25 protein-coding genes are annotated in these 25,952 nt (G+C 41.4%); 14 read left to right on the plus strand and 11 right to left on the minus strand.

Annotation, left to right across the window (positions count from 1 at the left end):
- Positions 1-119: 119 nt before the first annotated feature.
- From M5A78_RS05785 to M5A78_RS05805, 5 genes are all read right to left on the minus strand, one after another.
- The gene (locus M5A78_RS05785; protein WP_248734335.1) at positions 120-830 is read right to left on the minus strand and encodes a formate dehydrogenase subunit gamma; all 711 of its coding nucleotides are present in this window, start codon (positions 828-830) and stop codon (positions 120-122) included.
- Positions 823-1,650 carry a 4Fe-4S dicluster domain-containing protein gene (locus tag M5A78_RS05790; protein ID WP_248734336.1) on the minus strand — a complete coding sequence of 276 codons (828 nt, stop codon included), beginning with the start codon at positions 1,648-1,650 and terminating at the stop codon, positions 823-825. The genes M5A78_RS05785 and M5A78_RS05790 overlap by 8 nt, the downstream gene beginning before the upstream one ends.
- Entirely contained in the window at positions 1,650-4,628 is a 2,979-nt protein-coding gene (gene fdnG, locus M5A78_RS05795) for a formate dehydrogenase-N subunit alpha (protein WP_248734369.1), read from the minus strand. The genes M5A78_RS05790 and fdnG overlap by 1 nt, the downstream gene beginning before the upstream one ends.
- Before the next feature lie 91 nt (positions 4,629-4,719).
- Positions 4,720-5,481 carry a formate dehydrogenase accessory sulfurtransferase FdhD gene (gene fdhD / locus M5A78_RS05800; RefSeq protein ID WP_248734337.1) on the minus strand — a complete coding sequence of 254 codons (762 nt, stop codon included), beginning with the start codon at positions 5,479-5,481 and terminating at the stop codon, positions 4,720-4,722.
- A gap of 793 nt (positions 5,482-6,274) precedes the next feature.
- Positions 6,275-7,561, minus strand: a complete 1,287-nt coding sequence (locus M5A78_RS05805; RefSeq protein WP_248734338.1) for an NCS2 family permease — start codon at positions 7,559-7,561, stop codon at positions 6,275-6,277.
- 175 nt (positions 7,562-7,736) lie between these two features.
- Between M5A78_RS05805 and M5A78_RS05810 the strand changes: the two genes are divergently transcribed.
- The 12 genes from M5A78_RS05810 (at position 7,737) to M5A78_RS05865 (ending at position 18,887) form a co-directional block, all read left to right on the plus strand.
- Entirely contained in the window at positions 7,737-8,453 is a 717-nt protein-coding gene (locus M5A78_RS05810) for a Crp/Fnr family transcriptional regulator (RefSeq protein WP_248734339.1), read from the plus strand.
- A gap of 186 nt (positions 8,454-8,639) precedes the next feature.
- Positions 8,640-9,344, plus strand: a complete 705-nt coding sequence (gene deoD, locus M5A78_RS05815) for a purine-nucleoside phosphorylase (protein ID WP_248734340.1) — start codon at positions 8,640-8,642, stop codon at positions 9,342-9,344.
- Positions 9,345-9,525: 181 nt separating this feature from the next.
- Positions 9,526-10,329, plus strand: a complete 804-nt coding sequence (gene pdxK / locus M5A78_RS05820; RefSeq protein ID WP_248734341.1) for a pyridoxine/pyridoxal/pyridoxamine kinase — start codon at positions 9,526-9,528, stop codon at positions 10,327-10,329.
- Positions 10,330-10,479: 150 nt separating this feature from the next.
- On the plus strand, positions 10,480-10,827 hold the full coding sequence (locus M5A78_RS05825) for a YojF family protein (protein WP_248734342.1): 348 nt from the start codon (positions 10,480-10,482) through the stop codon (positions 10,825-10,827).
- Between the two features lie 174 nt (positions 10,828-11,001).
- Entirely contained in the window at positions 11,002-11,673 is a 672-nt protein-coding gene (gene bshB2, locus M5A78_RS05830; protein ID WP_248734343.1) for a bacillithiol biosynthesis deacetylase BshB2, read from the plus strand.
- A gap of 553 nt (positions 11,674-12,226) precedes the next feature.
- Entirely contained in the window at positions 12,227-12,667 is a 441-nt protein-coding gene (locus M5A78_RS05835; RefSeq protein ID WP_248734344.1) for a cytochrome c family protein, read from the plus strand.
- A 17-nt stretch (positions 12,668-12,684) separates the two neighbouring features.
- A complete protein-coding gene (gene nosZ / locus M5A78_RS05840) occupies positions 12,685-14,550 on the plus strand; it encodes a Sec-dependent nitrous-oxide reductase (RefSeq protein WP_248734345.1) in 1,866 nt (621 codons plus the stop codon).
- A gap of 84 nt (positions 14,551-14,634) precedes the next feature.
- The gene (locus M5A78_RS05845) at positions 14,635-15,213 is read left to right on the plus strand and encodes a hypothetical protein (RefSeq protein ID WP_248734346.1); all 579 of its coding nucleotides are present in this window, start codon (positions 14,635-14,637) and stop codon (positions 15,211-15,213) included.
- Positions 15,210-16,550: a nitrous oxide reductase family maturation protein NosD gene (gene nosD / locus M5A78_RS05850; protein ID WP_248734347.1), complete on the plus strand. Its 1,341-nt coding sequence runs from the start codon at positions 15,210-15,212 to the stop codon at positions 16,548-16,550. The genes M5A78_RS05845 and nosD overlap by 4 nt, the downstream gene beginning before the upstream one ends.
- Complete coding sequence (locus tag M5A78_RS05855) at positions 16,514-17,311, plus strand: ABC transporter permease (RefSeq protein WP_248734348.1); 798 nt, start codon at positions 16,514-16,516, stop codon at positions 17,309-17,311. Before nosD ends, M5A78_RS05855 begins: the two co-directional genes overlap by 37 nt.
- Positions 17,308-17,985: an ABC transporter ATP-binding protein gene (locus tag M5A78_RS05860; RefSeq protein ID WP_248734349.1), complete on the plus strand. Its 678-nt coding sequence runs from the start codon at positions 17,308-17,310 to the stop codon at positions 17,983-17,985. The genes M5A78_RS05855 and M5A78_RS05860 overlap by 4 nt, the downstream gene beginning before the upstream one ends.
- Positions 17,982-18,887 (plus strand): FixH family protein, encoded by a 906-nt coding sequence (locus tag M5A78_RS05865; protein WP_248734350.1) that lies wholly within the window; start codon positions 17,982-17,984, stop codon positions 18,885-18,887. Before M5A78_RS05860 ends, M5A78_RS05865 begins: the two co-directional genes overlap by 4 nt.
- A gap of 59 nt (positions 18,888-18,946) precedes the next feature.
- Here the strand turns inward: M5A78_RS05865 and M5A78_RS05870 are convergent, their stop codons facing one another.
- The 4 genes from M5A78_RS05870 to M5A78_RS05885 all read right to left on the minus strand — a co-directional run bounded on the left by M5A78_RS05870 (position 18,947) and on the right by M5A78_RS05885 (position 21,792).
- Positions 18,947-20,020, minus strand: coding sequence for a PQQ-dependent sugar dehydrogenase (locus tag M5A78_RS05870; RefSeq protein WP_248734351.1), 1,074 nt, complete (start codon positions 20,018-20,020; stop codon positions 18,947-18,949).
- Between the two features lie 14 nt (positions 20,021-20,034).
- The gene (locus M5A78_RS05875; protein ID WP_248734352.1) at positions 20,035-20,889 is read right to left on the minus strand and encodes a Cof-type HAD-IIB family hydrolase; all 855 of its coding nucleotides are present in this window, start codon (positions 20,887-20,889) and stop codon (positions 20,035-20,037) included.
- A 72-nt stretch (positions 20,890-20,961) separates the two neighbouring features.
- Complete coding sequence (locus M5A78_RS05880; protein WP_248734370.1) at positions 20,962-21,621, minus strand: DNA alkylation repair protein; 660 nt, start codon at positions 21,619-21,621, stop codon at positions 20,962-20,964.
- Between the two features lie 33 nt (positions 21,622-21,654).
- Positions 21,655-21,792, minus strand: a complete 138-nt coding sequence (locus M5A78_RS05885; protein WP_248734353.1) for a hypothetical protein — start codon at positions 21,790-21,792, stop codon at positions 21,655-21,657.
- 259 nt (positions 21,793-22,051) lie between these two features.
- Between M5A78_RS05885 and M5A78_RS05890 the strand changes: the two genes are divergently transcribed.
- Positions 22,052-23,431, plus strand: a complete 1,380-nt coding sequence (locus tag M5A78_RS05890; RefSeq protein ID WP_248734354.1) for an amino acid permease — start codon at positions 22,052-22,054, stop codon at positions 23,429-23,431.
- 162 nt (positions 23,432-23,593) lie between these two features.
- On the plus strand, positions 23,594-23,758 hold the full coding sequence (locus tag M5A78_RS05895) for a hypothetical protein (protein WP_248734355.1): 165 nt from the start codon (positions 23,594-23,596) through the stop codon (positions 23,756-23,758).
- Positions 23,759-23,855: 97 nt separating this feature from the next.
- Here M5A78_RS05895 and M5A78_RS05900 read toward each other — a convergent pair whose 3' ends face one another.
- Both M5A78_RS05900 and ybaK read right to left on the minus strand, forming a co-directional pair.
- Positions 23,856-24,956 (minus strand): PRK06851 family protein, encoded by a 1,101-nt coding sequence (locus M5A78_RS05900; protein WP_248734356.1) that lies wholly within the window; start codon positions 24,954-24,956, stop codon positions 23,856-23,858.
- Positions 24,957-25,280: 324 nt separating this feature from the next.
- The gene (gene ybaK, locus M5A78_RS05905; RefSeq protein ID WP_248734357.1) at positions 25,281-25,757 is read right to left on the minus strand and encodes a Cys-tRNA(Pro) deacylase; all 477 of its coding nucleotides are present in this window, start codon (positions 25,755-25,757) and stop codon (positions 25,281-25,283) included.
- Between the last annotated feature and the right edge of the window lie 195 nt (positions 25,758-25,952).

Consider the following 25,952-nt stretch of genomic DNA (forward strand, 5'->3'; position numbering starts at 1 on the left):
AATCGCTACACCTCTTTCGATTATTATAGCTAGCTTTCGCTTTTGTTTATAGAAATGGCTGTCCTGTTACAGACAGCCATTTCCCTTTAATTAACTTTTTTACGTGGAGCAACGGCTGTTTAAGCGCCTTTATTTTTCTTATGTTTTGGATCGTCTAGGTTAGGGAAATTGCCTTTTTTAACTTCTTCTTCATACCATTCTGTGTAGTGATCTTTTGCCCACCAAGCAGGAACCTTACCTGTTACAACACCAGAATACCCTGGTCTTGAGTTTTTATGGACAACACTGAGATAAATGTGTCCGACAATAACGGCAATCGAAAGACCAAAGCCGACGTTATGAAGGAAGTATCCCCACTGGACAACAGCCCGAGGGAAATATTCATGGAACCACATTGGGATCCCAGAGCCAATAATTAAGATAGCGGTGAAAATTTGGATTAACGAGTTAATTTTTTCACCAGCGTTAAAGAATGTTTGTCTTACATGCTTGAAATTTAAACCAAAAAGCTCTTTCACGAATTCACTAAAGAACTGAATATCACGTTTTTTCCAAGTGATCAGCTCTTTCATCCATAGCTTAAAGCCTTTAAAGTCAAAGATGACCCAAATAAATGTCGGCGTACAAAACACGACGGCAAAGATGCGGTGCAGCAGCCGGGCATTCGCTGGACCACCAAGAACGGGATACAGCCAGTTAAAGAACTCTGTATACATCGGCAAAGCCGTAATATAAAGGGCAAAGAAAGATATAGCATTGACAGCATGAGCCCAGACAAATGCCTTAGAAAACCGTCTAACTTTCACTTCCGATTTTTGTTGATTACTCATGGTTGCCACCTCCATCTTCATCATGGCCATTGGCTTTTTTACTGAAAATCTTGTTGGCAACAAAGGCACCTACTACGGCCATTGTCGTTGCACCAATCATGGCTTTCCCAATTGGCTGTGCATAGTCCTTCCATAAAACAGCAGATGTCGGAACTTTAGGATTATCAGGCAAACCGTATACGGAAGGTTTTTCTGCCAAGACATAAACAGAATGAGTACCGCCGACGCCTTGAGGGTTATAAACCATCGCATTTGGATAACGGTCCTTAATTTCCTTGACGCGTTGTTCTGCTTTTTGAATCATGGCGTCTTTATCGCCAAACTCCATTGCACCCGTATGGCAGGTCGTTACGCAGGCAGGCTGTAAGCCCTCATCGATTCGATCTGTACACATGGTGCACTTATGAGCCTTTCTGTATTCCTTACCATTTTTATCTTTATATTCCTTCAAGGAAATAACTTCAAATGGACAGTTTTGCGTACAATAACCACAGCCTACACAGGTGTCTTGATCAATCACAACCGTGCCATATTTTGTGTAGCTGATGGCATTCTCAGGACAAACCTTTTCACAGGCGGCATCGGTACAATGGAAGCAAGAAGAATGACGGAAAAGATACTCTAGATTACCTTTTCCATTCTCATGCTCGATGTATTGCAAGACATTCCATGTATCCGCTGTTGTTTTCGCATGCGATTGAGCACTGCCAAGAAACTCCGTTGGCTCTGCCGGTAGGTCATTCCAGTTTTTGCAAGCAACCATACAGGCACGGCAGCCGTCACACTTCGTTACATCAACATATTTCACATATTTCGTCATTAGTCAGCCCTCCTAACGTTACAGAGGAATGCTTTATATTCAGGAATCATTGTATTAGCATCCCCAATATGCGGAGTCAGGCGGTTGGCTGTATCTCCGGTAGCGAATCCTTTAAAGCCGAAATGCCATGGCATTCCGATTTGATGTACTTTTTTACCTCTCACGGTAAAAGGCTTATAGCGTTTCGTTACCATTGCATAGGCTTTGATTTCGCCACGCGCTGAGCTAACAATGACTTTGTCTTTGTTCTTAATGCCTATTTCTTTTGCCAGCTCTTCACTCATTTCAATAAACATATGGCCGGCAAGTTCTGAGAGCCACTCTTGGTTCCGTGTCATCGTGCCGGATTGCCAGTGTTCGCTTACGCGGTAGGTTGTCGCTACAATTGGATAGTCCACCTTGAAACCGCGTTTATTGAAGTTTTCTTCAAAAATCACAGTTGCTGGGTTCATTTCCTGTGCTGAAAACGCATTTGGAATTGGACTTTCATATGGCTCATAGTGTTCTGGGAACGGACCATCATTTAAGGTTGGTGCAAATAATAATGCTACACCATCTTTATTCATCATAAAGGCACCTGTACCACCTGGTTCTGTTGGTGCTGTTACCGCTTTAAAGTCCGGAACGTCCTTGCCGACCCATTTCTTCTGAGCTGCATCCCACCAGATAACCGCCTTTTCCTTACTCCATGGTTGTCCGCTTGCATCAGCTGAGGCACGGTTGTAGAGAATCCGGCGGTTCATTGGCCATGCATATGACCAGTTCAAATAGTGTTCGCCGCCCGTATCCTTGTTATCGCGGTTCTTGGATTTGTTCTTTCCTTCTTCAGGATAGAAGCCGGAATAAATCCAGTTACCACATGAAGTTGTGCCATCGTCTAATAAGGCACCAAAATTCGCAATCAATTTACCAGTTTTTAGATCATAGCCATTGATTTCTTTCGCTACTAGATCTATATCTGGTTCTTCACCGTTTCCGTAGTTCCAATCAAGAGCTAAGAACGGTTTGTCTGCTGATTTTGGACTGTTGGCATATAGCTTTTTAAGTTTTAAGGCAAATTCATGGATGATATCTAGGTCTGGTCGTGCTTCGCCTCTTGAATCAATTGCCTTCCAGCGGTATTGCATCCAGCGTGAGCTGTTGGAAATACTGCCTTCTTTTTCAAATGAAGAACTCGCTGGAAGCAGGAATACTTCTGTATTGATTTTTGATGGGTCACTGCCCGCTTCTTTTTGCCAGAAAGCGGAGGTTTCTGTTTCCCAAAGGTCAATCGCTACCATCCACTTCAAGTTGCCAAGTGCTTCTTTTTCTTTACCAGCATTCGGTCCGCCGACAATTGGGTTGGTTCCAAATAGGAAGGCACCGTCAAGCTCGCCCTTGGACATGGCATTAAATAAGTTCATGTGTGAGTAGTTTTTATTTCCCTTTGGTAAAAATTGATAGCCGAATTCATTATCCTTCGTAGCATTCGCGCCGTACCATGATTTCAGTAAGCTGACAACAAATTTTGGCTTATTGCTCCAATAGCCTGTTTTTGGTGTTTCTTTCTCCAAGTAGCCTTTCAATGTGGCATGCTCTGGAACTGATGCTTTTGGTGCACCTAGATAGCCTGTTAGGTTATCAAATAATAAACCAAAGTCTGTTGAGCCTTGAACATTGGATTCGCCGCGCATCGCGTTGATTCCGCCGCCAGGTAAGCCGATGTTTCCTAACAGAAGCTGTAAGATAGCATAGATGCGAACGTTCTGTGAGCCGACGGTATGCTGAGTGGTTCCCATCGCATACAAGATGGTTCCTGCTTTTCCGACCTTACCGGTTTCACAGAAGGTTTTACAAACCTTTAAGTAGTCTTCTTCTGGTGTTCCTGTTACAGTTGTTACTGTTTTTACATCATAACGGGAATAATGTTTTTTCATTAGTTGGAATACAGAACGCGGGTGCTCTAAGGTTTCATCCTTCACCGGCTTGCCATCTTCTGTAGTTTCAATTCCCCATTTTGTTTTATCGTACGCTCTTTTTGCCTCGTCATAGCCTGAGAATAAGCCATCCTTAAAGTCATAGCCTTCTTTGACGATAAAGGCAGCGTTTGTATATTTAGCAACATACTCTTTATGGATGAGATTGTTTTCAATCGCATAATTAATCATCCCGCCGACAAACGGAATATCCGTACCGGAGCGGAGTGCAGCGTAAACGTCAGCCTGTGACGATGTTCTAGTAAAACGCGGGTCAACAGAAACAATTTTACCGCCGTTTTCCTTTGCTTTTGTTAACCATCTAAAGCTAATTGGATGGTTTTCAGCAGGGTTTGCGCCTATGATTAACGCACAATCAGTATGCTGCAGATCATTCCAATGGTTAGTCATTGCTCCACGACCAAATGTAGGTGCCAGACCGGCAACCGTAGAACTATGTCATATTCGTGCCTGGTGTTCTAAATAAGTAATACCAAGCCCTCTCATTAGTTTCGAGAGCAAATAGGTTTCTTCGTTATCAAGTGCCGCCCCGCCAAGGCTGGCAATCTTTTCGGTTTTATTAACGGTAACTCCGTTTTCTACTTCGACGAACGAGTTGTCGCGTGTTTCTTTTGTTCGTTTGGCAATGGTATCAAGCATCCATTCCCAATCTTTTTCTTCCCATTTATTACTTCCTGGTGCACGGTAAAGCGGTTTTGTTAAGCGTTTTTCAGAAGTATATAACTGTCTTAATGTTGTTCCTTTGCTGCATAGCTTGCCTTCGTTAATTGGGCTATCCGGATCCCCTTCCGTATAAACCACAGTATTGTTTTTGGTGTGAACGAGGATTCCGCATCCGACACCACAGTAGCAGCAAATGGTTGGTGTTACAGTAGCTTTGGCAATTTTGAATTCTTTTGTTTTCGCATAGGCTTTTTTCTCATTAAAACCCAGTTCGACCACAGCTAGTGTTGCTGCTGTTGCTCCTGATAGCTTTAAAAATTGCCGGCGATTTAAGTTCATTTCAACCATCACTATTCTCCTTCCCAAAAATATTGATTAGAACATCCCTTTTTCTCTCTAAAAATAATTCCTTACTTTTAAACTCCCCCTTTCAATGCATCTCTGCAGCTAGCTCGATATTTACATCATTTTCAACCCTGCCTGTTGAGGTATAAATCGTGGCCATTTTCCCTCTTAAATAGCCAATTACCTCGATATTTAGGTATTTTGCGAGCTGTACTGCCTGTTTGGTGGCTGCTGTACGTGAACCGATAATTGGAAAGCCAAATTTGGCAGCTTTTGAGAGCATTTCATATGAAACCCGTCCAGTTGTGAGTAAAATTAACCGTTCAGGCTGTAAACAATTTCTAATTGCGTGACCAATAATCTTGTCGACGGCATTGTGACGGCCAATATCTTCGCGAATCGTCATATTGCCCGTTTCATCCACAATACAGGCTCCATGCATCCCGCCTGTCTCTAAATAAAGTGAGGAATTTTGAGCAAATTCACTTCGCTTTTTTAAGAGATAACTTAATGGATAGGAATTGCTTGACGCCACTTTGTCAAAATTCTTCACATCTGTCATCGAGAAGAAGGTGACTCCTCTGCCGCAACCTGCCGTGTAATGCTTCTTTTTCGAAAAAACTTGGTCTTCATCAAAATGTGTGCGGAGTGCAACGTTGATGGTGCCCATTTCTTCGTTGATGATGACGGATTCTATATCGCTTGCTTCCTGAATAAATCCTTCAGAAAACAAATAGCCATATGCCCAATCATCGAGGTCGTATTTTGTCAGTTGAAAAACAGCCATTTCATAACCGTTTATAATCAAGGAAATTGGATATTCATCCGGACAACCTTTGCGGTTCATGGTTTTCCCTCCCTAAGGAAATTTTTCCTTATTTAATCATTGTAAAAACAGTACCAATTGCACTCAGCGACATTTGTCACTTTGTCGAAAATTGTAACCTAAATATAGAAGATCTTTTGGCGTTACTTTTTACTTACTAACAAACTCAATATGATAAATAACAAGACTTCAATCATTCTTTTTCATATTTGTGTCATATTTTCAACATTTTTGTGAACTCGCAAGTTAACCACTATGTTAATATTATTTAGATGTCAATCGAAAGCGATTTCATGCCGTATCTCGCTTCCTTTTATAACCATCGTACTGCTCCCTGCACTTTCCGAAAGTAACATTTATCACTCTATGCGTGTGTAAATAGTATAAATGAGCTATTTGTCATTTTTCCGTCAAAATAAGAAAAGCGCAAGCTTCCTTTGCGCGGCGTATGGACTGGAGCACTTTGACTGAGATAAATGTAAACTCGCCGACTGGCAAGCCGTTAGGCGAAGACAGAGGCGTAGTTGAATTTATGCGTTCAGAATTTAGGAAATAAATTCTGATTAGCTAAAGGAAACACGGAGAGCGATAGCGATCCGATGTTGACTTATCGTAGGGAAAAGGGCGAAGTACACTAGCCGCTGGGCGCTGGAGCTGGACAATTCTCAAAGTCGAAAATTTTATACTTTCTTATCTTAAAAAAAACCAACCCGTAAAAAACAAAGGTTGGTCGTTCATTCACCTAGGGAATAGTTTCACAGCGTCCGCCTACAGAGGACAAATGTCCACCGATGGTGCCTGACACCATTAACCACTAAATCACACTAGATATAAAGTAAAGCAGGAATAGTGTGGCGATGATGTAGATTGTTACGGATACTTCTTTTCTTCGGCCGGTAACGAGTTTTACTAGCGGGTAGGCAATGAAGCCGAAGGCGAGCCCGTTAGCGATGCTGAAGGTTAGCGGCATCATCGTCATCATTAAATAGGCTGGAAAAGCCTCGGTGAAGTCGTCGAGTGGTATTTCTTTTAGACTTTGGATCATGAGGCAGCCGACAATAATGAGCACCGGAGCGATAGCCGCATTCGGGATTACTTTGAAAAGCGGAATAAGAAACAATGCCGGGATAAAAAGCAGTCCTGTTGTAAAAGAAGTTAAGCCTGTCCTTCCTCCTGCGGCAATCCCTGTCGCTGACTCTGCTGCTGTCGTCGTCGGGCTGCAGCCAAAAACTCCTGCCCCTATGACAGAAACAGCAATTCCCTGAAACGACTTCCGAAACTTATCTTTATTTGGAAGCATCCCAAGCTGTGCCCCCATGTTCTCAAATATGATGACCATCGATAACGAGAAAACAGCTATCCAAAAATTAACCGTGCTGATTTGACTGAAATCAAAGGCGAAAAAGACCTGTTCATATCCATTAAACGAGAAACTAAAATCACCCAAATTGGAAAAATCAACAATTCCAAACAAAGAGCCGATCAACGTTCCAGCAATGATTCCAATCAGGAAGTTTCCCTTTACATTGCGTAAAAACAACGGCAGCAAAATGCATAACGTTACTAAGGTCGTTAACACATTCGGATCACTAAGACTGCCTAATTGAACAAATGTCCCCTTGCTTGCCACAATTAATCCGCCATTTTTAAACCCAAGAAACGCAATAAACAAGCCAATTCCAGCCGTTATCGCATTGATCATCGACTTCGGAATCGCGGTTGATAAATACACGGCCCCCTTGGAAATCGAAGTAATTGTAAAAACAATACCGGCTAAAAAAACGGCCGCAAGTGCTTGCTGCCATGTAAGTCCTAAAGATAATACAAGGGTATAAACAAAAAAAGCGTTATCTCCCATTCCGGGAACAATAATTAGTGGAGAATTGGCCCAAAGCGCCATCAGCATACAGCCTAAAAAGGAGCAGATGACCGTTGCAATGGTCACGGCTTCATAAGGCATTCCAGCTGACCGTAAGATGGCTCCATTCACAACAATAATGTAGGCGACCGTCATAAAAGAAGTTAATCCCGCAATAACTTCCGTACGAGTATTTGTCTGTTCCCCATGAAGAGGAAATAACTTCTGTAAATTTTTACTCAACTTAATATCCTACCTTTCCAAAGAATGTCTTATCCTCCAAATTGTCAATGCCGATATGATTAGGTAAAATTAAGATTAACAATCCTATTCGCCAATCTCTCCTAACATTTTTCCAAAAATTCTTTCTTAATACCCATGCCACCTAGTGAATAAAATCGTTAAAGGATGTATGTTTATGATTACCAATCTTTCTAATATAGCCATCTTCTCAGGCATACCCGAGAATGACTTATCGCAAATTCTTCCCCTTTTAAAAGAACGGAAATTTAAAAAGAATCATGTCCTTATGTTTGAAAATGACCAAAGTGAAGATGTATATCTGATTCGCTCCGGAATGGTGAAAATATATAGGATTCATGAAGGAAAGGAAATTATCCTCAGCATAGCCATGCCTGGTGATATTTTAGGAGAAGTGGAAGCGTTGTCCAACGGTAATCACCGAATTTCTTCCATTGAAGCACTAGACAATGTTACAGTATGGCTGATGACCAAGCAGGACTTTCTCCAAATCGTAGATTCCTATCCATCTGTCCTAAAAAAGGCCTATATGATCCTAGTAGAACGCACTCGGATGCTGAACCGTTTGATCCGTTATTTAACCTTTTACGACGTCCGAACAAAGGCGGCGAACTTAATTATGGACCTTTATTATAATTTTGGAAAACCAAACAGCGATATTGATAAAATTGACCTAAAAATCACTCATTCCCTCCTTGCCGGGATGCTCGGGGTCACCCGTGAGTCGATATCGAAAACACTTAACGATTTTCAAACTGAAGGGCTAATCGATATCCGTGAAAAGCATCTTTACCTATTAGATAAAAATAAATTGGAAGCGCTCTGTAGTGAAACAGAAGAGATTCCTTCACTAAGGAAGTGGAATAATTTTTAGCCATATCTTTACCATAGTAGCAAACGGAAGCGGTTAATTTCAGTAACCACTTTCACCAATATTTTGTTAACTAGTTCACAAAAATGCGGTTATCCCCTTAACAGATTATTTATGGATGATTGTGCTATATTTTTTGACGAATCATAAAATGGCGCAATACAAACAATATTATCGGAGGGATAACAGATGAGTTTTCATATTGACGCAAAAGTTGGCGAAATTGCCGAATCCGTCTTATTACCAGGTGATCCGTTACGGGCAAAATATATTGCTGAGACTTTCCTTGAAGAGGCTGTTTGCTATAATCAGGTTCGCGGGATGTTGGGTTTCACGGGAAAATATAAAGGGAAACCCGTTTCTATCCAAGGGACAGGGATGGGAATGCCATCCGCCTCAATTTATATACACGAACTGATTAACGACTATGGTGCTAAAAATCTTGTCCGTATTGGGACATGCGGGGCCATTCAACAAAACGTAAACATTCGCGATGTGATTATCGCTCAGGCAGCAGCAACCAATTCAGCCATCATTCGGAGTCAATTCCCTGGTTACGACTTCCCGCAAATTGGGAACTTTGAGTTAATCAAGAAGGCCTACGAAATTGGCAGCGAAAAAGGATTACAGCTTCATGTAGGTAACGTCCTTTCTTCCGATGTTTTCTATACAGACAATGATGATGAATTCACTAAGCTTGGTAAGCACGGTGTTTTAGCTGTCGAGATGGAAGCAGCAGGACTTTATTATCTTACGGCTAAATTTGGTGTTAAGGGCTTAACGTTGCTAACTGTCAGCGACCATATTCTAACCGGGGAACAAACTACGGCCCAAGAGCGACAAACTACGTTTAATGACATGATAGAAGTAGCTTTAGAGACAGTAACAAAATAAGGGGAACATGCATGTAAAGGTTCCCCATTCATTGGAAACCCATTCAGGTTGTCAGGAATGACAAAAACCTGTTTGGTTTTTTTTTTGCGAGAGTGATGTTTCATATCTGCTATATTTTTTCAGATGTTTTATAATAATAATAAATGAAGAATTTAAGAGCCTTTTTGAGGAGGAGTACATAATGACGATTAAAAAAGTAATGACGATTGCAGGTTCAGATACAAGTGGCGGCGCCGGGATTCAAGCGGATTTGAAAACTTTCCAGGAACTTGGAGTCTATGGAATGACTGCCCTAACCACTATCGTGACAATGGATCCAATAGATTGGCACCATCGCGTTTTCCCAGTTGCTGTGGATACACTTAAGACACAATTAGATACCATTCTTTCCGTCGGTATCGATGCGATGAAAACAGGCATGCTGGGAACCGTTGAAATTATTGAATTGGCTGCGAAAGTGATTGATGAAAACAAACTGGAGCGAGTCGTCATTGATCCGGTTATGGTTTGCAAAGGCGAAGATGAGGTGTTGAACCCGGAAACAACCGATGCCATGCGCGAACTGTTGCTGCCACGTGCCTTAGTCGTGACGCCAAATCTTTTTGAAGCTGGACAGCTTGCGGGGATGAAAACACCTCGAACAGTAGCTGAAATGAAAGAAGCAGCTGTAAAAATCCATAACTTAGGCGCAAAATTTGTGCTAATTAAAGGTGGCAGTAAGCTTCATTCAGAGGAAAAAGCTGTCGACCTCCTTTATGATGGAAAGGAATTCAAGCTTTACGAATCTGAAAAATTTGACACAACGTATACTCATGGTGCTGGATGTACCTACTCATCAGCGGTTACGGCCGAGCTTGCTAAAGGGAAATCTGTTTATGAAGCAGTTGATGTGGCGAAGGCGTTTATCACAGCTGCTATCGAGCAAGGCTTCCGCTTAAACGAATATGTAGGTCCTACCTGGCATGGTGCCTATCGGCAACACTAAAAACGAACTTATTTCTGCAAAAATCGAGCCCCATTTCAAAATGGTGGCTCGATTTTTTTCAAGCATGGATTTCGCATTTTGTAACTGATTTTAGTATGATAGTAACATTATTAACTTAAGTTATTTTGATTAGGAAAGGAGAAGATAATTTTGGAGTCAATTGATGTAAAAAGCGTACAGGAAACCATTAACAGCTTCGCAAATCAAGATGTTTATCTTCACCTTGAAACGACGAATGGTGCCTACGCATCACATAACGATCAATCTTTCTTTTCCGCTGGTGCCTATATCCGCAATGCCTTAGTTCGTTATGAATTGGGGAAAATTACTGGTAATGGACCGTACCGGGCTGGATTGAAAATAAACCTTGGCTGGGTGTATGCAGAAGGGCTGACACATTTTGAAGTCGATGAGCAAGGCCGCCTGCTGTTAGCTGGCCATGATCAAAAAGGGAAGTTAGCCGTTGCGTTGGAACTCAGCCGTACGCCCTTTGAATAAGAAAGGCAGATAGGTCTTGGTTAGGCTACAAGCACAAGACGAACCAACGGAAAGGCTGTTCTTTAACCTTTTCAACGAATTAGCTTGTGACCTCGGGCCCCTAGGCGTTGGAGCTTGACAGTTATTGAAGTCAAAAAGAACTTGATAAAAATAAATCCGGAAAGGAGAATGGTAATGGAAAAAGAACGTCAGCTTTTAGTCGTTTTTCCCCATCCAGATGATGAAGCGTTTGGGGTCTCAGGGACGATTGCGACTCACGTGCAGAACGGAACCCCTGTTACCTATGCTTGTTTAACCTTAGGGGAAATGGGACGTAACATGGGTAATCCCTTGTTTACCAATCGGGAAAATCTTCCCAAAATTAGAAAAACGGAATTAACGGAAGCAGCCCGGGTTTTGGGCATCCAAGACCTGCGCATGCTGGGATTCCGCGATAAAACAATTGAATTTGAGGATGAAGATAAACTGGCGAACACGATGTTAGCATTGATTGAAGATGTAAATCCTTCACTTATTATTACTTTTTATCCAGGCTATTCGGTCCATCCTGACCATGATGCCACCGGTGCGGCGGTCGTGAGGGCTGTGGAAATGATTCCAGTGGCTTCGCGTCCAACATTACACTGCGTCGCTTTCTCTAATAATTGTGTGGAGGAGCTTGGTGAAGCAGACATTATCAACAATATTACCCCTGTTGCTAACACAAAGCTCGCTGCCATTAAGGCTCACCGCTCGCAGACAGAGCAAATGTTTACTGACATGGAAGAGAAGTTAAAAAACCAAGACCCACAAATTATGGTGTGGATTAACAATGAGCGGTTTTGGACATATAAATTTACTAAATAATTAACCCTGTGGTTGTTTCATTGACCTAAAAGACGAGATTCTCACCCTCTCAGGCGATGAACAGGCTTTTCTTTTACCCAAATGGTGGGATTCGCACTCTCTCGGACAATGAAGCATTACTTTTACAGAATATCGAAAGGCCCTTCGTAGTCGGAGGGCTTTTTTTGTTAGTATTCACGGTAAAACAGCGTACAAAGACTGCAACAATCAACACGATTCACGTTTCGCACCTTCCTCACGAAATACAATTATTACCATCCATTATTAACACCTTTTCCTCAGCATACAGTGACGATGTTCACAAAACGTTCATTTTTTCAAATGCTATTTTATTAGACTTTGGTAACGCTTTCACAAAATGTTCAAAAATAATTATTTTCCTGTGAGATGCATCACTCTTTTAATAACAATGGGAGTTTAGGATGGAGTTGTTCATTAGATAAAGAAAACTCGCCGATTAGCAAGCCCAAGGGGCGGTTCATTAGCGTAGTTGCACTTATGCCTGATGGGAAAATTTACTTTCCTATCGGCCAAAAAAGGAGGGGGGACAATCGTGCAAAAAGCAATCATAAGCTTTGTTATTTGTGCTCTACTTGGCTTCGGCCTTGGCTATCTTGTATTTGGTGTCATAATGGGGGACTCCGAAAAACAACCGCAGGTAACACAGACAGAAACAAAGGACTCCACTACCACAAAGAGTCCTGATTCAAAAGAAACAGCAACTTCTTCAATCAGCGAAGACAACATTCTTAATAAACGAGGATGCCTTGGCTGCCATAGCGTTGAAGCATTGAACTTAAAAGGAGGCCAAGTCGGGCCGGACCTTTCACAAGCCTTTGGTAACGTTGAAGGAAAACATGGCAAGCCGATTGAAGAATTCTTAAAACAGCCAACTTCAGCCGTTATGTCAGGCGTTATTGGTAAAAATCCATTAACAGATGATGAGCGTAAGCAGGTTTTAGACCTACTTAAGCAAGCATCTGAAGCGAAATAAAAAGGTGGTGTAATTGAATGAAAAAATGGATTCCGATTGTTTCAGGTTTGCTTGTCGGTTTCATTGCAGCAACAATCTCTTTTGCGGACTTTTCCGGAAAAACAAACACTGAAGCTGCTTCTAGCAACAAGAGCAATGCCGAAAAGGTTTATGTTCCATTCGGTCAAAAAGATGACTATTATTTATTTGCATCCGGCGGCCACTCTGGTCAAATGTTTATCTATGGGGTTCCATCGATGCGAAAAATCAGAACCATTCCGGTTTTCTCACAGGATTCCGCAACAGGCTATGGCTTTGATGAGCATTCCAAAAAACTAATGGGCGGCTATACTTGGGGTGATCTTCACCATCCAGCCTTCTCGGAAACAAAAGGCGACTATGATGGGAAATGGATGTTCGCAACCGATGTCGGCAATAGCCGTGCAGCTGTCGTTGATTTGAAAACCTTCACGACAAAAGACATCATCAAGGTTCCAAACACGGCCGGTCCTCACTGCGCCGCATTTGTTACAGAAAATACGGAGTATATGTTCCTGCCAACTCGTTTCGCTGTACCGGTGGGTCAAAAGTATGAATCACTTGACGACTACAGCCAAAAATACCGTGGGGTCATGTCTGCAGTTACCTTTGACGAAAAGAATGTCAAGTTAAATATTGCTTACCAGGTTGCCCTTCCACCTTGGTCCTATGACCTGTCTGATGCTGGTAAAAAAGGCTCGGCTGATTGGGCCGTTATGACCACCTATAATACAGAAGAATCAACAACCACAATGGAAGTGAATGCATCACAAGCAGACCGTGACTATATCGTTCTTTTTAACTGGAAAGAGCTTGAGAAGATGGTTAAAGAAGGAAAGTACGAAGATGTTGATGGTCAAAAGATGATTTACCCTGAAAAACAAAAGGGTGGCATTTATTTAGTACCGGTTGCGAAATCACCACACGGCGTGGACGTCACACCTGACGGCAAATTCTTCATCGCCTCTGGTAAACTCGCACCTACGATGACCGTGTTCTCATTTGAAAAAGCATTTAAGGCTGTTGAAAACAAGGAATTTGCTGGTGAACGTAACGGGATTCCGATTCTTAATTACAAATCAGTCATGGAACGAGAAGTAAACCCTGAAAATGCGCTTGGACCACTTCATACACAATTTGATGACAAAGGCATGGCCTATACCACCATGTTCATTTCTTCTGAAATTGTTAAGTGGGATCCTAAAACTGGTAAGACATTAGACCGTGTCCCTGTACAATATTCACCAGGACACTCTGTTGCCGCTGAGGGCGACACCGTATCACCTGATGGACATTGGCTCGTTGCGCTGAACAAAATTGCCAAGGACACCTACTTGTCAGTTGGACCTTCACACCCTGAATCGATGCAGTTAATTGACATCAGCGGCAAAATGAAGGTCATTCTGTCGGCACCGGTTGATCCAGAGCCGCACTATGCCCAGATGATTAAGGCAGATAAGATTAAAACCATTAATGTTTATCCAAAGGATACAAAGAATCCAGATGCCGTCTATAAACAAAATGATACAAAAATTGTTCGTAAAGGCAACGAGGTACACGTTTACGGAATTGCGATGCGCTCAAGATTTATTTTTGACCATAAAGCAAAACGCCCTGACGTGATTGAGGTTAACCAAGGAGACCATGTATTTATCCATTTAACCAATATTGACTTCGATGAGGATATTACTCATGGTTTTGCCATCAACAGCTATGACTTAAACATGGAAGTTCAGCCTGGTCAAACGAATACCATGGAGTTTACTGCTGATAAAGCGGGGACATTCCCAATCTATTGTACAAACTTCTGCTCTGCACTGCACCAGGAAATGAACGGCTACTTCCTAGTAAAACCGAAGAATTAAAAATCATGATGTGTGGGTATCAATTTGAGAGGTTGATACCCCTCTCTATTCAATCAATTTGTCACTATAACAGGAGTGGTTTTCTTGAATGATAGTAGGAAAAGACATAAATTATCGATTACTTCTTCATTACTCATAACCGTTTCAGCCATATTAATTGTTGTTTCCTTATTCTTTCCGTGGTGGAAGATGGTCTTTTATGCACCGCAATATCCTGAAGGTTTAAATATTATTGTCTATCCGAACAAGCTACAGGGAGAAATTGATATTATTAACGGGCTTAACCACTATATCGGAATGTCGAATTTCAGTAAAGAAAATTTCCCTGAATTATCCTACCTTTCCTACCTTATTGGTGGATTAGCCGTCCTTACTCTTTTAACTGCCATCCTTCGCAATAAGAAAGTGCTTTACGGATTAATTGGCATTATTACCATTGGCGGTGTGGTAGGAGTATTGGATCTTCATTTCGCCTTGCAAAAATACGGGACTAATTTAAGTCCAAAAGCACCGATTAAAATTGATCCATTTGTCCCGCCGATTATTGGACAGAATACGGTAGCAAACTTTACGACACACAGCTTACTTGGTACAGGTATCTATTTCGTGATCGCAGCCTTTATTCTATTGCTAATTCCGTTATGGAAGGATCGAAAAAAATGAAAAAAATGACGCTCTTTCTTTTCGTTTTTTCTCTCTTTTTCCTCGTGAAACCTGAGAAAAATATGGCAGCCGAAAACTTGCAAGCAATCATCGACTCCATGAAAGAGGGGGCGGTGTTGAAGCTTGAAAATAAAACGTATGAAGGCAATATCGTTATCACTAAAAGCATGACGATTATTGGCGCAAATAAAACCGTGATCAAAGGAGACGGAACCGGTAACGTGATTTCTGTCAAAGCTCCTCATGTGAAGCTTAGCCATTTAACGGTAACCCACGGCAGCATGAACCGAAACTCTGCCGAGGAATACGCAGCTATCAAGATTTATTCAGATAACAATGTGATTGAGCACATCAAAATCCGCCATTCTTTTCACGGTATTTATTTAAGCAAGGCCCACCATAATATCATCCGTTATAACGAAATTAAAGGAATGGGAAAAGGGGAAATTGCCGCCCAGGGTAATGGAATTCATGTTTTCTATGCAAATGATAATCTATTATCCAACAACACCGTCGACGGCACACGGGACGGCATGTTCTTTGATTATGCCAATAACAATAAAAGCTATGACAATAACATTACCAATACTCGATATGGTCTGCATTACATGTACTCAGACGAAAATATTTTTAAAAGAAATGTGTTTACGATGAATACTGGCGGCGCTGCTGTCATGAACTCGAATCACCTGAAATTAGAAAACAACCAATTTATCATTAACTATGGAAACCAATCGTTTGGCTTATTGCTTTTACAAGCCAATGATAATTATATAAATAACAATACCTTTTACATGAACCAGCGAGGATTGTATATTGACCAGGCCACGAGAAATACGATTCTCAACAATAAAATTATCCAAAATCAAATTGGCATTGAGCTTTGGGCCAGTTCCAATGACCAAACGTTCACGCTAAACCAAATTTCCGAAAATACGATTCCCGCGGTTACTCTTGGCGGCAAAGGAGAAAACAATTCCTGGAGCAAGAATGGCAAAGGAAACAATTGGGGCTCCACCTTTCCGTTGACTGATTTAAACCAAGACGGCATCGGGGATTTTCCAATTACCTATCATTCTTCCCTCCACCAATTAATTGAGGACCAAGAACTAACTAATTTATTTTTAAAAAGTCCAGCGATTACGATATATGAAAAAATAAATGCAACATTGAAAGACGATGAAGTTATGTTTAAGGATTCATACCCATTAACAACCGCAAAAGGCAAACATTCATCTATCATTTATCTTGCCATCGGACTGGCGGTCATGTTGATCTTAATAAAGGGGAGACATCAACTATGCATTATATTTGGAAGGAATGGAAGGAAAACATAAGGGGTAAAGGACTGTGGCTTTCTTTAAGCATCATTGTTATCCTAACAATCAGCATTTTGTTTCGATCCACCGCCCTTTCCTTTGATAAAGGATTTTATATTCTGTTAATCAATCTGTTTGATACGCTCATTTACTTTATTCCAATTCTTTGCCTATTTATCGGGGCGTTCTCGATTTTTCAAGAAAAGGAACAGAAGACGTTAATCATGCTGTTGACGAAGAAGGATAATTATCCAAGCTTTTTGGTTAAAAAAAGCCTCGGGCTCTATACAGTAGTTCTTGTCCCGCTCATTGGTTGGTTTTTCTTGTATTTACTGCTATTAAAATTTACTTTTCAACTCGATATTAAAAGCTATTTGATATTTGTGGCAGCGATTGTGCTCATGGCACTGATATTCTTGCAAATGGGGGCAGCTATCGGCAGCTTCAGCCGTTCGCGGATGCAGATCATTGGCTATACGATATTTGTATGGTTTTACTTTTTCTTCCTGCACGATTTTATTCTGCTATCATTTTTACCTGACGTCACCTACGAAAATGTAAAATTATTTTCATCCGTTTATTTTTTAAATCCGCTTCAGTCCGTTAGAATGTACCTGGAAACCGGGATGGGCGTGTATTCGTTTGGTCACATGTCAAGGCTATTGCAGGCATTCATGTGGACAAAGCCGGTATTCTTTTTGCTTGGAAATTTGATTTTCTGGCTTGCCGTTTCCTTTGGTACGGCGATTGTGTTCAACCGTAAGGAGGGGTACGAATGATAAAGGTGGAGAATTTAAACCAATCGTTCGGGAAAAAAACAGTGCTAGATGCGATCACGATTGAGGTTCATAAACATGAAATTTGCGCGTTAGTCGGCCGGAATGGCGCTGGGAAATCAACGTTCATTAATAGTTTGCTAGGCTTATTACCTGTGAAGCAAGGGTCGATTGTGATTAATGGAATTAAAGTCACGAAGAAAAATGACGAATGGAAAAAGGCGATTGCCTACTTGCCAGAAAAGTTTATGCTTTACCCGATGCTGACCGGGCTTGAGAATATGACCTTTTTTGCGGAAGCTGTTGAGAAGGCGGCTGACCTCGAACGGATTGAGCTTTCACTAAGGTCGGTTAGCTTGTGGGACGACCGCGAAGTCCAGGTAAAGTCTTATTCTAAGGGAATGCTGCAGCGCCTTGGTTTGGCGATAACCCTCTACCAAGATTCTAGCATTTTGATTTTAGATGAACCGACAAGCGGGATTGACCCGATGGGAAGAAAGGAAATCCTGGAGGTATTGAAATCACTTCATGATAAAACGATTCTTCTCTCGTCGCATCATCTCGATGAAATCCGCCAGGTTTGTACACATGTTGCTTATTTAGATAATGGGAAAATGGAGAAATTCACTGTGGATGAATTTTTAGAAACACATCATTTAGGGGGAATGGAATCATGAAGAAACGAGTGATGTTAGCGCTGCTTCTTCTGATCGCACTGATAACCGGCTGCAGTTCGGGACCTGATTATAAAATTGAGGTCACGAAGGAGCTCTATTACCAAAAGGATACGGCTAGTGCGTTTGAATTTAAAGTAACCGAAAACAAAAAAGCGGTTAAAGGTCTTGACGTTTCCGTAGAGCTGTCAATGACAAATATGGATCACGGCACCTATAATGTAAAGCTGGTGGAAGGAAAGAACGGTACTTATTCCGGGAAAGTGAAGCTGCCGATGACAGGTAAATATGAAGCCGCCTTTACATTAGCAAAGGAAGATGGAAAAAAGGCAGAAAAAGTAGTCGATATCAACGTTGTTACGCCTAAAGGTGTCGCAAAAATGAATGGTGAATGGATCACCAAAGAGGATTTAGCCTTTTATCAGTTGATTAATCAGCTTCAATTAGAAATCAACCGCGAAACGGCAAAAAAAAAATATAGCGGTAAGCAGTTAGAGGAAGAACTAGCCTACTTAGATTCACAGGAAAAAATCAGTGACGATAAAAACCAATTACTCACGCAAATTATCCGCCTCCGCTCTATGGCGATGCTCGCGGATGAAAAAGGTCACCAGGCGACAGCTGCTGAAGTCGACCAGGCAATAATGAAGGTCCGCGACCAGTATAACCAGTTTGAATCAGCGAAAAGGCTAATCACTGAATACGGCGCAGACCAGTTTTGGGCAACTGAAAAGCAACAGTATAAGATGATTGTCCTATCGCGGAAAGTCCAACAGGATTTAGTCGACCAAGTTAAAAAGGAAAACCCAAAAGCTGGAGACCAAGAAATCTACTACCAAGCCCAGCAAAAATACGAAGAACTCCTCGTCTCCCAGGTCAACTCCTTAAAAATTGAAATACTATAACAGAAACGGTGTCAGGCACCATGTGAATTTTTCACATGGTGCCTGACACCGTTTCCCATTTATTTCAAGTCCCTTAACGGGACGCGATATAATTTGTCGTCTTTTTCATCGGGGGTGCCCCGGCCATCGGTGTTGTTGCTGACAAAATATAAGTAGTCTCCGTCGACGTAAATGTCACGGATTCTTCCTAGTCCTGTGATCACGGGCTTGGTCTGTTTCTGTTCCAAATCAAATTCCCGAACCGTATTCCCTCTTAACGTCGCCACAAAAAGCTTGCCATCAGCGACTGCCATTCCGGAAGGCGCCCAAGTTTCATCTCCAGATTGAAATAACGGCGTCTCCATACCTGCTCTCTTACTCATCCCTTGAATAACCGGCCAGCCATAATTGGCACCTTGTTTGATCACATTGATTTCGTCATGGGCCGATTGGCCGTGCTCACTCTCATACAGCACACCTTGGATCCACACTAGCCCTTGTGGATTCCGGTGGCCATAGCTGTAAACATACGAATTCGGAGAAGGATTATCACCCGGAATGGTCCCGTCCAGATTCATCCGTAATATTTTCCCATTTAACGAGTTCAGCTTTTGTGCGACGGCCGGCGATGTTGCATCGCCTGTTGTAATATAAAGCATTCCGTCAGGACCTATCTTCAGTCTACCCCCATGATGATAGGCAGCACTGGGAATTTTATCGAGAAGAACTTCTCCTTCTGCCCATTCGGTACCATTCGTCTTTAAAACGATGATCCGATTAAATTGACCTTTCTCCTCATCGGAATAAGTATAATATGCATATGCTTTTTGGTTTTCCGAAAACTTTGGGTCAAGGACAAAGCCAAGTAGTCCCGCTTCAGCCGCATCTGCCAGCGGCATTTCTAAATGCACAGGTTGGCGTTCCATTTTACCGTCTTCGATTTTGACAACGCTGCCGGTCCGTTCACTAATGTAGAAAGTTTGATTCACCTGATCAATCGACCATGGGACAGATAAATTTCCAGCGACTACTTCTACGTCAGAATGAGTGACAACAGCTTTATTGTCCTCTTGATGCACATCCTTTTTTTCAAAAAAAGAACAGCCAGAAAGCAACAATATCATCACAAGTAAAATAGAACCAGCTTTGTCCATGAGGGCCCCCCTACCTATAACACTTCTAAAATCGCCTTCGCCACGCCGCTTTCGTCATTGGTGTCAGTTACGACATCACATAGAGACTTTATTTCAAAGCTTGCATTTCCCATTGCCACTGCTCTTCCCGCCTTTTCAAACATCGAGACATCATTATAATTGTCACCAATCGCCATTGTCTCCTCCAGGGAAAACCCATTTGCTTTGGCGAATGCTTCAAGGGCAATCCCTTTCTGCGCCATTTTATTGGTAATTTCGAGATTTTCATGACCTGAGGTAGATACAGCCAATTCTTCAAAATCTGCAAGGGAGTTGCTGGCTGCTCCAAGTCTGTCAGAATCAAATGAGAAAGCTAGCAGCTTATAGATTTGATACTCTTCTTCATCAAATAAAACTTGATAATCTTCAATTGTATAGACCAAGCCGGCACGGAGCCTTGCTCCTGCAGCATATGTGGCCTCTTCTCGGTTTACCTCAGGATTAGCGCTGACAATAATGTCAACAAGCGTCGAAATCGCTTTATCGCCATCGATCGTAAATGCACCCTTGTTGGTATAGACCTCGAAATACACATCATGTCCCTTTAAAATCGCGGCAACTGCTTGTGCCAATGGCTTACTGATGGGCGTTGCTGAAATAACTTCTCCTTCTTTTGAGCGAACCTCAGCTCCATTAACACAAATTACTGGACAATGTAGGTCTGCCTCAGACAAGACATAGATTGCCTCTTGATAGGACCTGCCTGTCGCCACAACAAATTCTACTCCCTGTGATTGTGCTTTTAAAATGGCTTCCTTATTTTCCTTGCTGATTTGCTGAACTGGATTTAATAATGTTCCATCCATGTCGGATGCTATACATTTTATCATGTTGTTCACCCTCTGTTCTTTTTCATTATTGCCATTTTAACATGAATCCCCCCTACCATATCACCTTCATGCTCAGCTAAGATACTTGCTGCCTTCGCGAACGCTTAATGGCGCCAAAGGCTGCCCTTCAATAAACTTCTTCACCGAAGCCGGATTTGTCTTAGAATATTCTCGTAACGCCCAGCCAATCGCCTTTTGGATAAAAAATTCCTTACTAGCGGCATTTTGCCGTATGTATTGATAAAGCAGCTCTTCATCCGTTTTCTGTTTGTATTTTAATTGAAAAAGAATCGCTGCCCGTTTAAGCCACATATAATCGTGAGTTGCCCAGCCATCAATTGTTTCTGGGACCACTTCTGGAAACTTATCAGCGATTTTTCCAACTGCCTTGGGCGCAATCGCATCAACGGTATCCCACCAGGATTTCGTGGTAATCAGCTGCTCCATGAATGGCAAATCCGTTTTTTGCAGCTTATTTAAGGATTTTTCTATATAAGTCAAGGCCGTATATTGATATTCCCTTTCATCCTTTTCCCAAAGCTCGACAATAAATTCCTTACTAAATGGTTCTTTTAACAACCCTGTATCTTTAAAAAATTGCTTTTCTAATTCCTTTCGTAACGGTGACTTGATTCCTAAGAAGGAAAAATGGACCTTCATATAATTTTTCATCGGCACAGCTTCCGTTTCATTACGGTTTTTCTCAAACAAATTCGTCAACAAGACAACCATTGCATCCAAAAAAATCAGTCCTCTCTCTTCATGCTAGTTCTCCGTATTGTTGGTTAAAAATACTTGCGATCCAATTTCTTCTCCATCTTCCTCATCGAAAACTTCCTCGTATGGGAATTGATTGTTGATCAATATCTTTTTCCAAAAACGGATGGCTAAACGGAGATTCAATTCGATACACTCCTGTGTTTATTTTTCCATATGTAGTAATTCTCCTATCCAGCTGGTATCCCTTTATTCTTTTTCAGAAGACACCAAGAGAAGTTACACTATTGTCCTAAACAAAATGAGAAAATACGGAATTGACTATGAACAGGTTCAATGATTATATTATTGAGTTAAGAATATTATTTCTTAACTCAATTTTTTTGTCATAAAAATTGCATACTAGATAGATGAACTTTTTATTTTATAAAATGAGGTGTTTTGCTTGGGGAAAAAAGGTCAAGAGAGAGAAAATTTAAAGAGAGGGTTAAACAATCGGCACATCCAGTTAATTGCTCTTGGGGGAGCAATAGGAGTAGGGCTCTTTTACGGTTCAAGCTCAACAATTCAGTCGGCTGGTCCGGCCGTCATTTTTTCCTACATCATTGGAGGAATGATTATTTTCACCATAATGAGGGCTCTTGGCGAAATGGCAGTGGCTGAGCCGGTATCAGGTTCGTTTAGCTCGTATGCAAATCACTACCTTGGACCATTTGCCGGTTATCTAACAGGCTGGACCTACTGGTTTATGTGGGTCGTCGTCGGTATGGCAGAGATTACGGTTGTCGGTGTTTATGTGAATTATTGGTTTCCTGATATTCCACAATGGGTCTCTGCTCTCGCTGCATTATTATTAATCACCTGTATCAATCTCCTTAATGTTAAGGCATATGGTGAATTTGAATTTTGGTTTGGCTTAATTAAAGTTTTGGCTATTTTAGGAATGATCGCCGCTGGTTTAGCGATTGTCTTGTTTGGTTTCGGAAACAGTGGTCAACCAATGGGATTTAGCAATCTTTGGTCCCACGGCGGCATGTTCCCACATGGTATGAAAGGCTTGCTCTTTTCGCTTGTTATGGTTATGTTCTCATTTGGCGGTGTTGAATTAATTGGCATTACCGCCGGTGAAGCCACAGACCCTAAGAAAACCATTCCAAAGGCGATTAACAGTGTGATATGGCGTATCCTCATCTTTTATGTAGGTGCCCTTGGGATCATGATGACCTTATACCCATGGAATGAAGTAGGTTCGAAAGGAAGCCCATTCGTATTGATTTTTGATAAAATTGGTATTCCTGGGGCAGCAGATATTATTAACTTCGTTGTCCTAACAGCCGCACTATCAGCCTTTAACAGCGGTCTTTTCAGTACCGGAAGAATGCTTTACAATTTATCCCTGCAAAATAACGGCCCGAAATTTTTCGGGAAGTTAAATAAGTGGGGTACACCAAGCAAGGGTATTTTATTCTCATCAGCCTTCTTATTAATTGCGGTGTTATTAAATTATGTTGTCCCTGAAAAGGTGTTTATTTACATCTCAGCTGTTGCAACAGTCGCAGTTGTCACAAGCTGGACGATTATTTTAATTACACAAATTGCCTTTAGAAAAGCGAAATCGAAAGAAGAGGTTAGTAAACTTGATTTTAAACTTCCTTTCTTCCCGTATTCCTCCTATATTGCCCTTGCCTTTTTAGCGATGATCATCGTTCTAATGGCCTTTATCGATGGAATGAGTGTTGCCTTATACGTTGCACCTGTATGGTTCCTTATTCTTTATGTTGGATTTAAGTTAAAGAATAAAGCTAAGCCTGTAAGAGAAACCTAGCCAGACCAAGTCGAATATACTAGTTTATCCTAATACTTTCTCCTAGGATTCTCGGCGAGTTTCTGTTAGGTAAGGTTGCTCATTTTTTTCGTAAGGAAATTACATAAATAAACCCTCCGATGCCAACAATAACACTAGTTTATTGGAAAGGAGTTCTTTTATTTGACTAAAAAATTTAACATAGGCAGCCGCAATCAAAATTCACCGAGAGCAGGTCATGCAGAGGCGGAATTTGCGAATGAGTTTGTCAGCGGTGATAACAGCAAAGGGAATCAAAATAATCATACTCAGAAAAAAAAGAAAAGCGGAGACGACGCTGAGCGCTAGAGCTGGAAAATTCTCAAAGTTCAATAATATAAATTCTGGTACTTAGAAAAAATAACTGGGAGCCGGCATTTATTCCGGCCCCCAGATTACATTCCACTTACCACTTGGCACCCGCCAATTCCTTGATTTCCTCTGCAATCTTAGCTTGAATCCTTTCGACAACAGAAAAATCCATCGCTGCAATATAAATCGCTTCGAGCTCATCATGAAGCTCTTTTGCTTTTGCAAGATAGCTCGTTGCCTCCGCCATTTTGCTTCTATACTTTGCAGCAATCTTACTGATAATCTCCGCGAAAAGGTCATCTGTTCCCTGATCAATCAAGATTTCATACATATCAATAATCTCATCGCCGTCACGGCTTGGAAAATATTCATGAGGAGCGGTACTATCAAAAACGGCAATGCCCAGTTCTCTGAAAATAACCATATCTAAGCTATGCGGGTCAAAACCGCAATGATAGACTTCTACATCCACCCCTCGTTCCTCAGCGGCAGTGGCAAGCTTTTTCAGCATCGTCGATTTCCCGGAACCAGGGCGTCCTTTAATGAAGTAGCGTTTTGGAATTTCTTCGGTCAAATTCGGGACAAAGTCAACAGCTCCTTTTGGCGTCGCCGCTCCTAAGAATCGATGACGCACATCGGCAGCTTTATTCAACTTCATTTTTCCAAAAAACGATTCAATTAACTTGTTCGACAATTGGTCTGCTTTGTTAAAATCCATGCTATTAATATAAATTTTTTCCCAGTCATCATGGATTTCCAACGCTTCTTTAAACGTCGCGTACGCCTTTTGAAATGATTTACTAATCTGATTGGTTAGCATTTGGATAGATTTTTTTTGAACAGCAAGTGCTCTCGCATTCCAGGCCTCGCCAAGGTTAATGTATTCCTCAACCGCCCCTGGTGCTTTTGGTTCAATCACATGTGGAGCGGTTCCATCGACGATTCCTACCTTTAATGCAGGGATTAACACCCCATCAATGGAATTATTATCGGACGAGCAATGCAACATTTCAATATTGTAGCCCTTTTCTAACCATTCACTGCCAATTTTCTTCATCAGTGAGGATTTACCTGTTCCCGGCCCGCCTTTTAAAATAAATAATCGCTCAAGTCCTTGGAGGTTGGAATCGTACAGATTATGAAACCCCCTAGCTGTATTACCGCCGGCAAAATAATTTTTAATTTTTCCTGCCACCCATCAACACTCCCTTTTTTCGCTACTCAACTACACCTAATGGTTTCACCATCGGCAAGTTTTTCATCCTGACAATGGCATCGTTTCATTTCACACTATTCTATGCTTTTGTCATTTATAGGTGAGTGCCCATACAAAACTTATTTGGTGTTGCACACATCCATTTATTATGGAAATCTTATCACAACGATCAAAGTAACCTTATAAAGGCGGTGTGAGCAGAGCAGTGCTTCACTCCATTCGAAATACTTATCATATATTTTTCACTATGATTTAAATAACGATACACTTTTGCGGCGCTCCGCCCCATTTCCATATGAAATTTCATTTAATCAGATCGATGATTTCAGCTTTGGTTAAGTCCTTTAAACTTGCTGGGTCTAACACAATTTGAACGCCAATTTTCCCTCCGCTTACAACAATGGAATCAACTTGGAGACAGCTTTCATCGATAAAGGTCTTATACTCTTTTTTCATTCCAATTGGGGAACAGCCGCCGCGGATATAACCAGTCCATTTTTGAATATCCTTTACATGAATCATTTCAACCTTCTTTTCTGTTGCTGCTTTGGCTGCCTTTTTTAAATCCAATTCTTCAGCCACCGGAATAACGAAGACATAGATATTTTTGCTTGCGCCCTGGGCAACAAGCGTTTTATATACCTCTTTTGGATCTCTGCCAATCTTCTCTGCCACTGAAATCCCGTCAATTTTCCCATCCTTATTATCATATGTCAGCATGTCATAGCTGACTTTTTTGCTATCCAATATTCGCATTGCATTCGTTTTGGATTGCGCCATTTTCCTAATCCCTCCATGTTGCTGTTTAAAAATTATTTCTACCATTAGCATACTGAAAATGTTTATATAACACAAAATCCCCCATAATTTGTCACTCGTTTGTCACTCTATTAATTAACTATTATAGTAAACTAAAGTTAACTAGATGAATAATCTCATCGACAAAATACGCAATGCAGCACTTATTTTTATTCA

Origin of the sequence: Neobacillus rhizosphaerae (assembly GCF_937468385.1) — a bacterium.
Lineage (GTDB): Bacteria > Bacillota > Bacilli > Bacillales > Cytobacillaceae > Neobacillus > Neobacillus rhizosphaerae.

Excerpts from the sequence above, each read along its gene's own strand:
- M5A78_RS05785 (WP_248734335.1), bottom strand. The coding sequence starts at position 830 with ATGAGTAATCAACAAAAATCGGAAGTGAAAGTTAGACGGTTTTCTAAG.
- M5A78_RS05790 (WP_248734336.1), bottom strand. The coding sequence starts at position 1,650 with ATGACGAAATATGTGAAATATGTTGATGTAACGAAGTGTGACGGCTGC.
- fdhD (WP_248734337.1), bottom strand. The coding sequence starts at position 5,481 with ATGAACCGCAAAGGTTGTCCGGATGAATATCCAATTTCCTTGATTATA.
- M5A78_RS05810 (WP_248734339.1), top strand. The coding sequence starts at position 7,737 with ATGATTACCAATCTTTCTAATATAGCCATCTTCTCAGGCATACCCGAG.
- deoD (WP_248734340.1), top strand. The coding sequence starts at position 8,640 with ATGAGTTTTCATATTGACGCAAAAGTTGGCGAAATTGCCGAATCCGTC.
- pdxK (WP_248734341.1), top strand. The coding sequence starts at position 9,526 with ATGACGATTAAAAAAGTAATGACGATTGCAGGTTCAGATACAAGTGGC.
- bshB2 (WP_248734343.1), top strand. The coding sequence starts at position 11,002 with ATGGAAAAAGAACGTCAGCTTTTAGTCGTTTTTCCCCATCCAGATGAT.
- nosZ (WP_248734345.1), top strand. The coding sequence starts at position 12,685 with ATGAAAAAATGGATTCCGATTGTTTCAGGTTTGCTTGTCGGTTTCATT.
- nosD (WP_248734347.1), top strand. The coding sequence starts at position 15,210 with ATGAAAAAAATGACGCTCTTTCTTTTCGTTTTTTCTCTCTTTTTCCTC.
- M5A78_RS05855 (WP_248734348.1), top strand. The coding sequence starts at position 16,514 with ATGCATTATATTTGGAAGGAATGGAAGGAAAACATAAGGGGTAAAGGA.
- M5A78_RS05860 (WP_248734349.1), top strand. The coding sequence starts at position 17,308 with ATGATAAAGGTGGAGAATTTAAACCAATCGTTCGGGAAAAAAACAGTG.
- M5A78_RS05865 (WP_248734350.1), top strand. The coding sequence starts at position 17,982 with ATGAAGAAACGAGTGATGTTAGCGCTGCTTCTTCTGATCGCACTGATA.
- M5A78_RS05870 (WP_248734351.1), bottom strand. The coding sequence starts at position 20,020 with ATGGACAAAGCTGGTTCTATTTTACTTGTGATGATATTGTTGCTTTCT.
- M5A78_RS05875 (WP_248734352.1), bottom strand. The coding sequence starts at position 20,889 with ATGATAAAATGTATAGCATCCGACATGGATGGAACATTATTAAATCCA.
- M5A78_RS05880 (WP_248734370.1), bottom strand. The coding sequence starts at position 21,621 with ATGGTTGTCTTGTTGACGAATTTGTTTGAGAAAAACCGTAATGAAACG.
- ybaK (WP_248734357.1), bottom strand. The coding sequence starts at position 25,757 with ATGGCGCAATCCAAAACGAATGCAATGCGAATATTGGATAGCAAAAAA.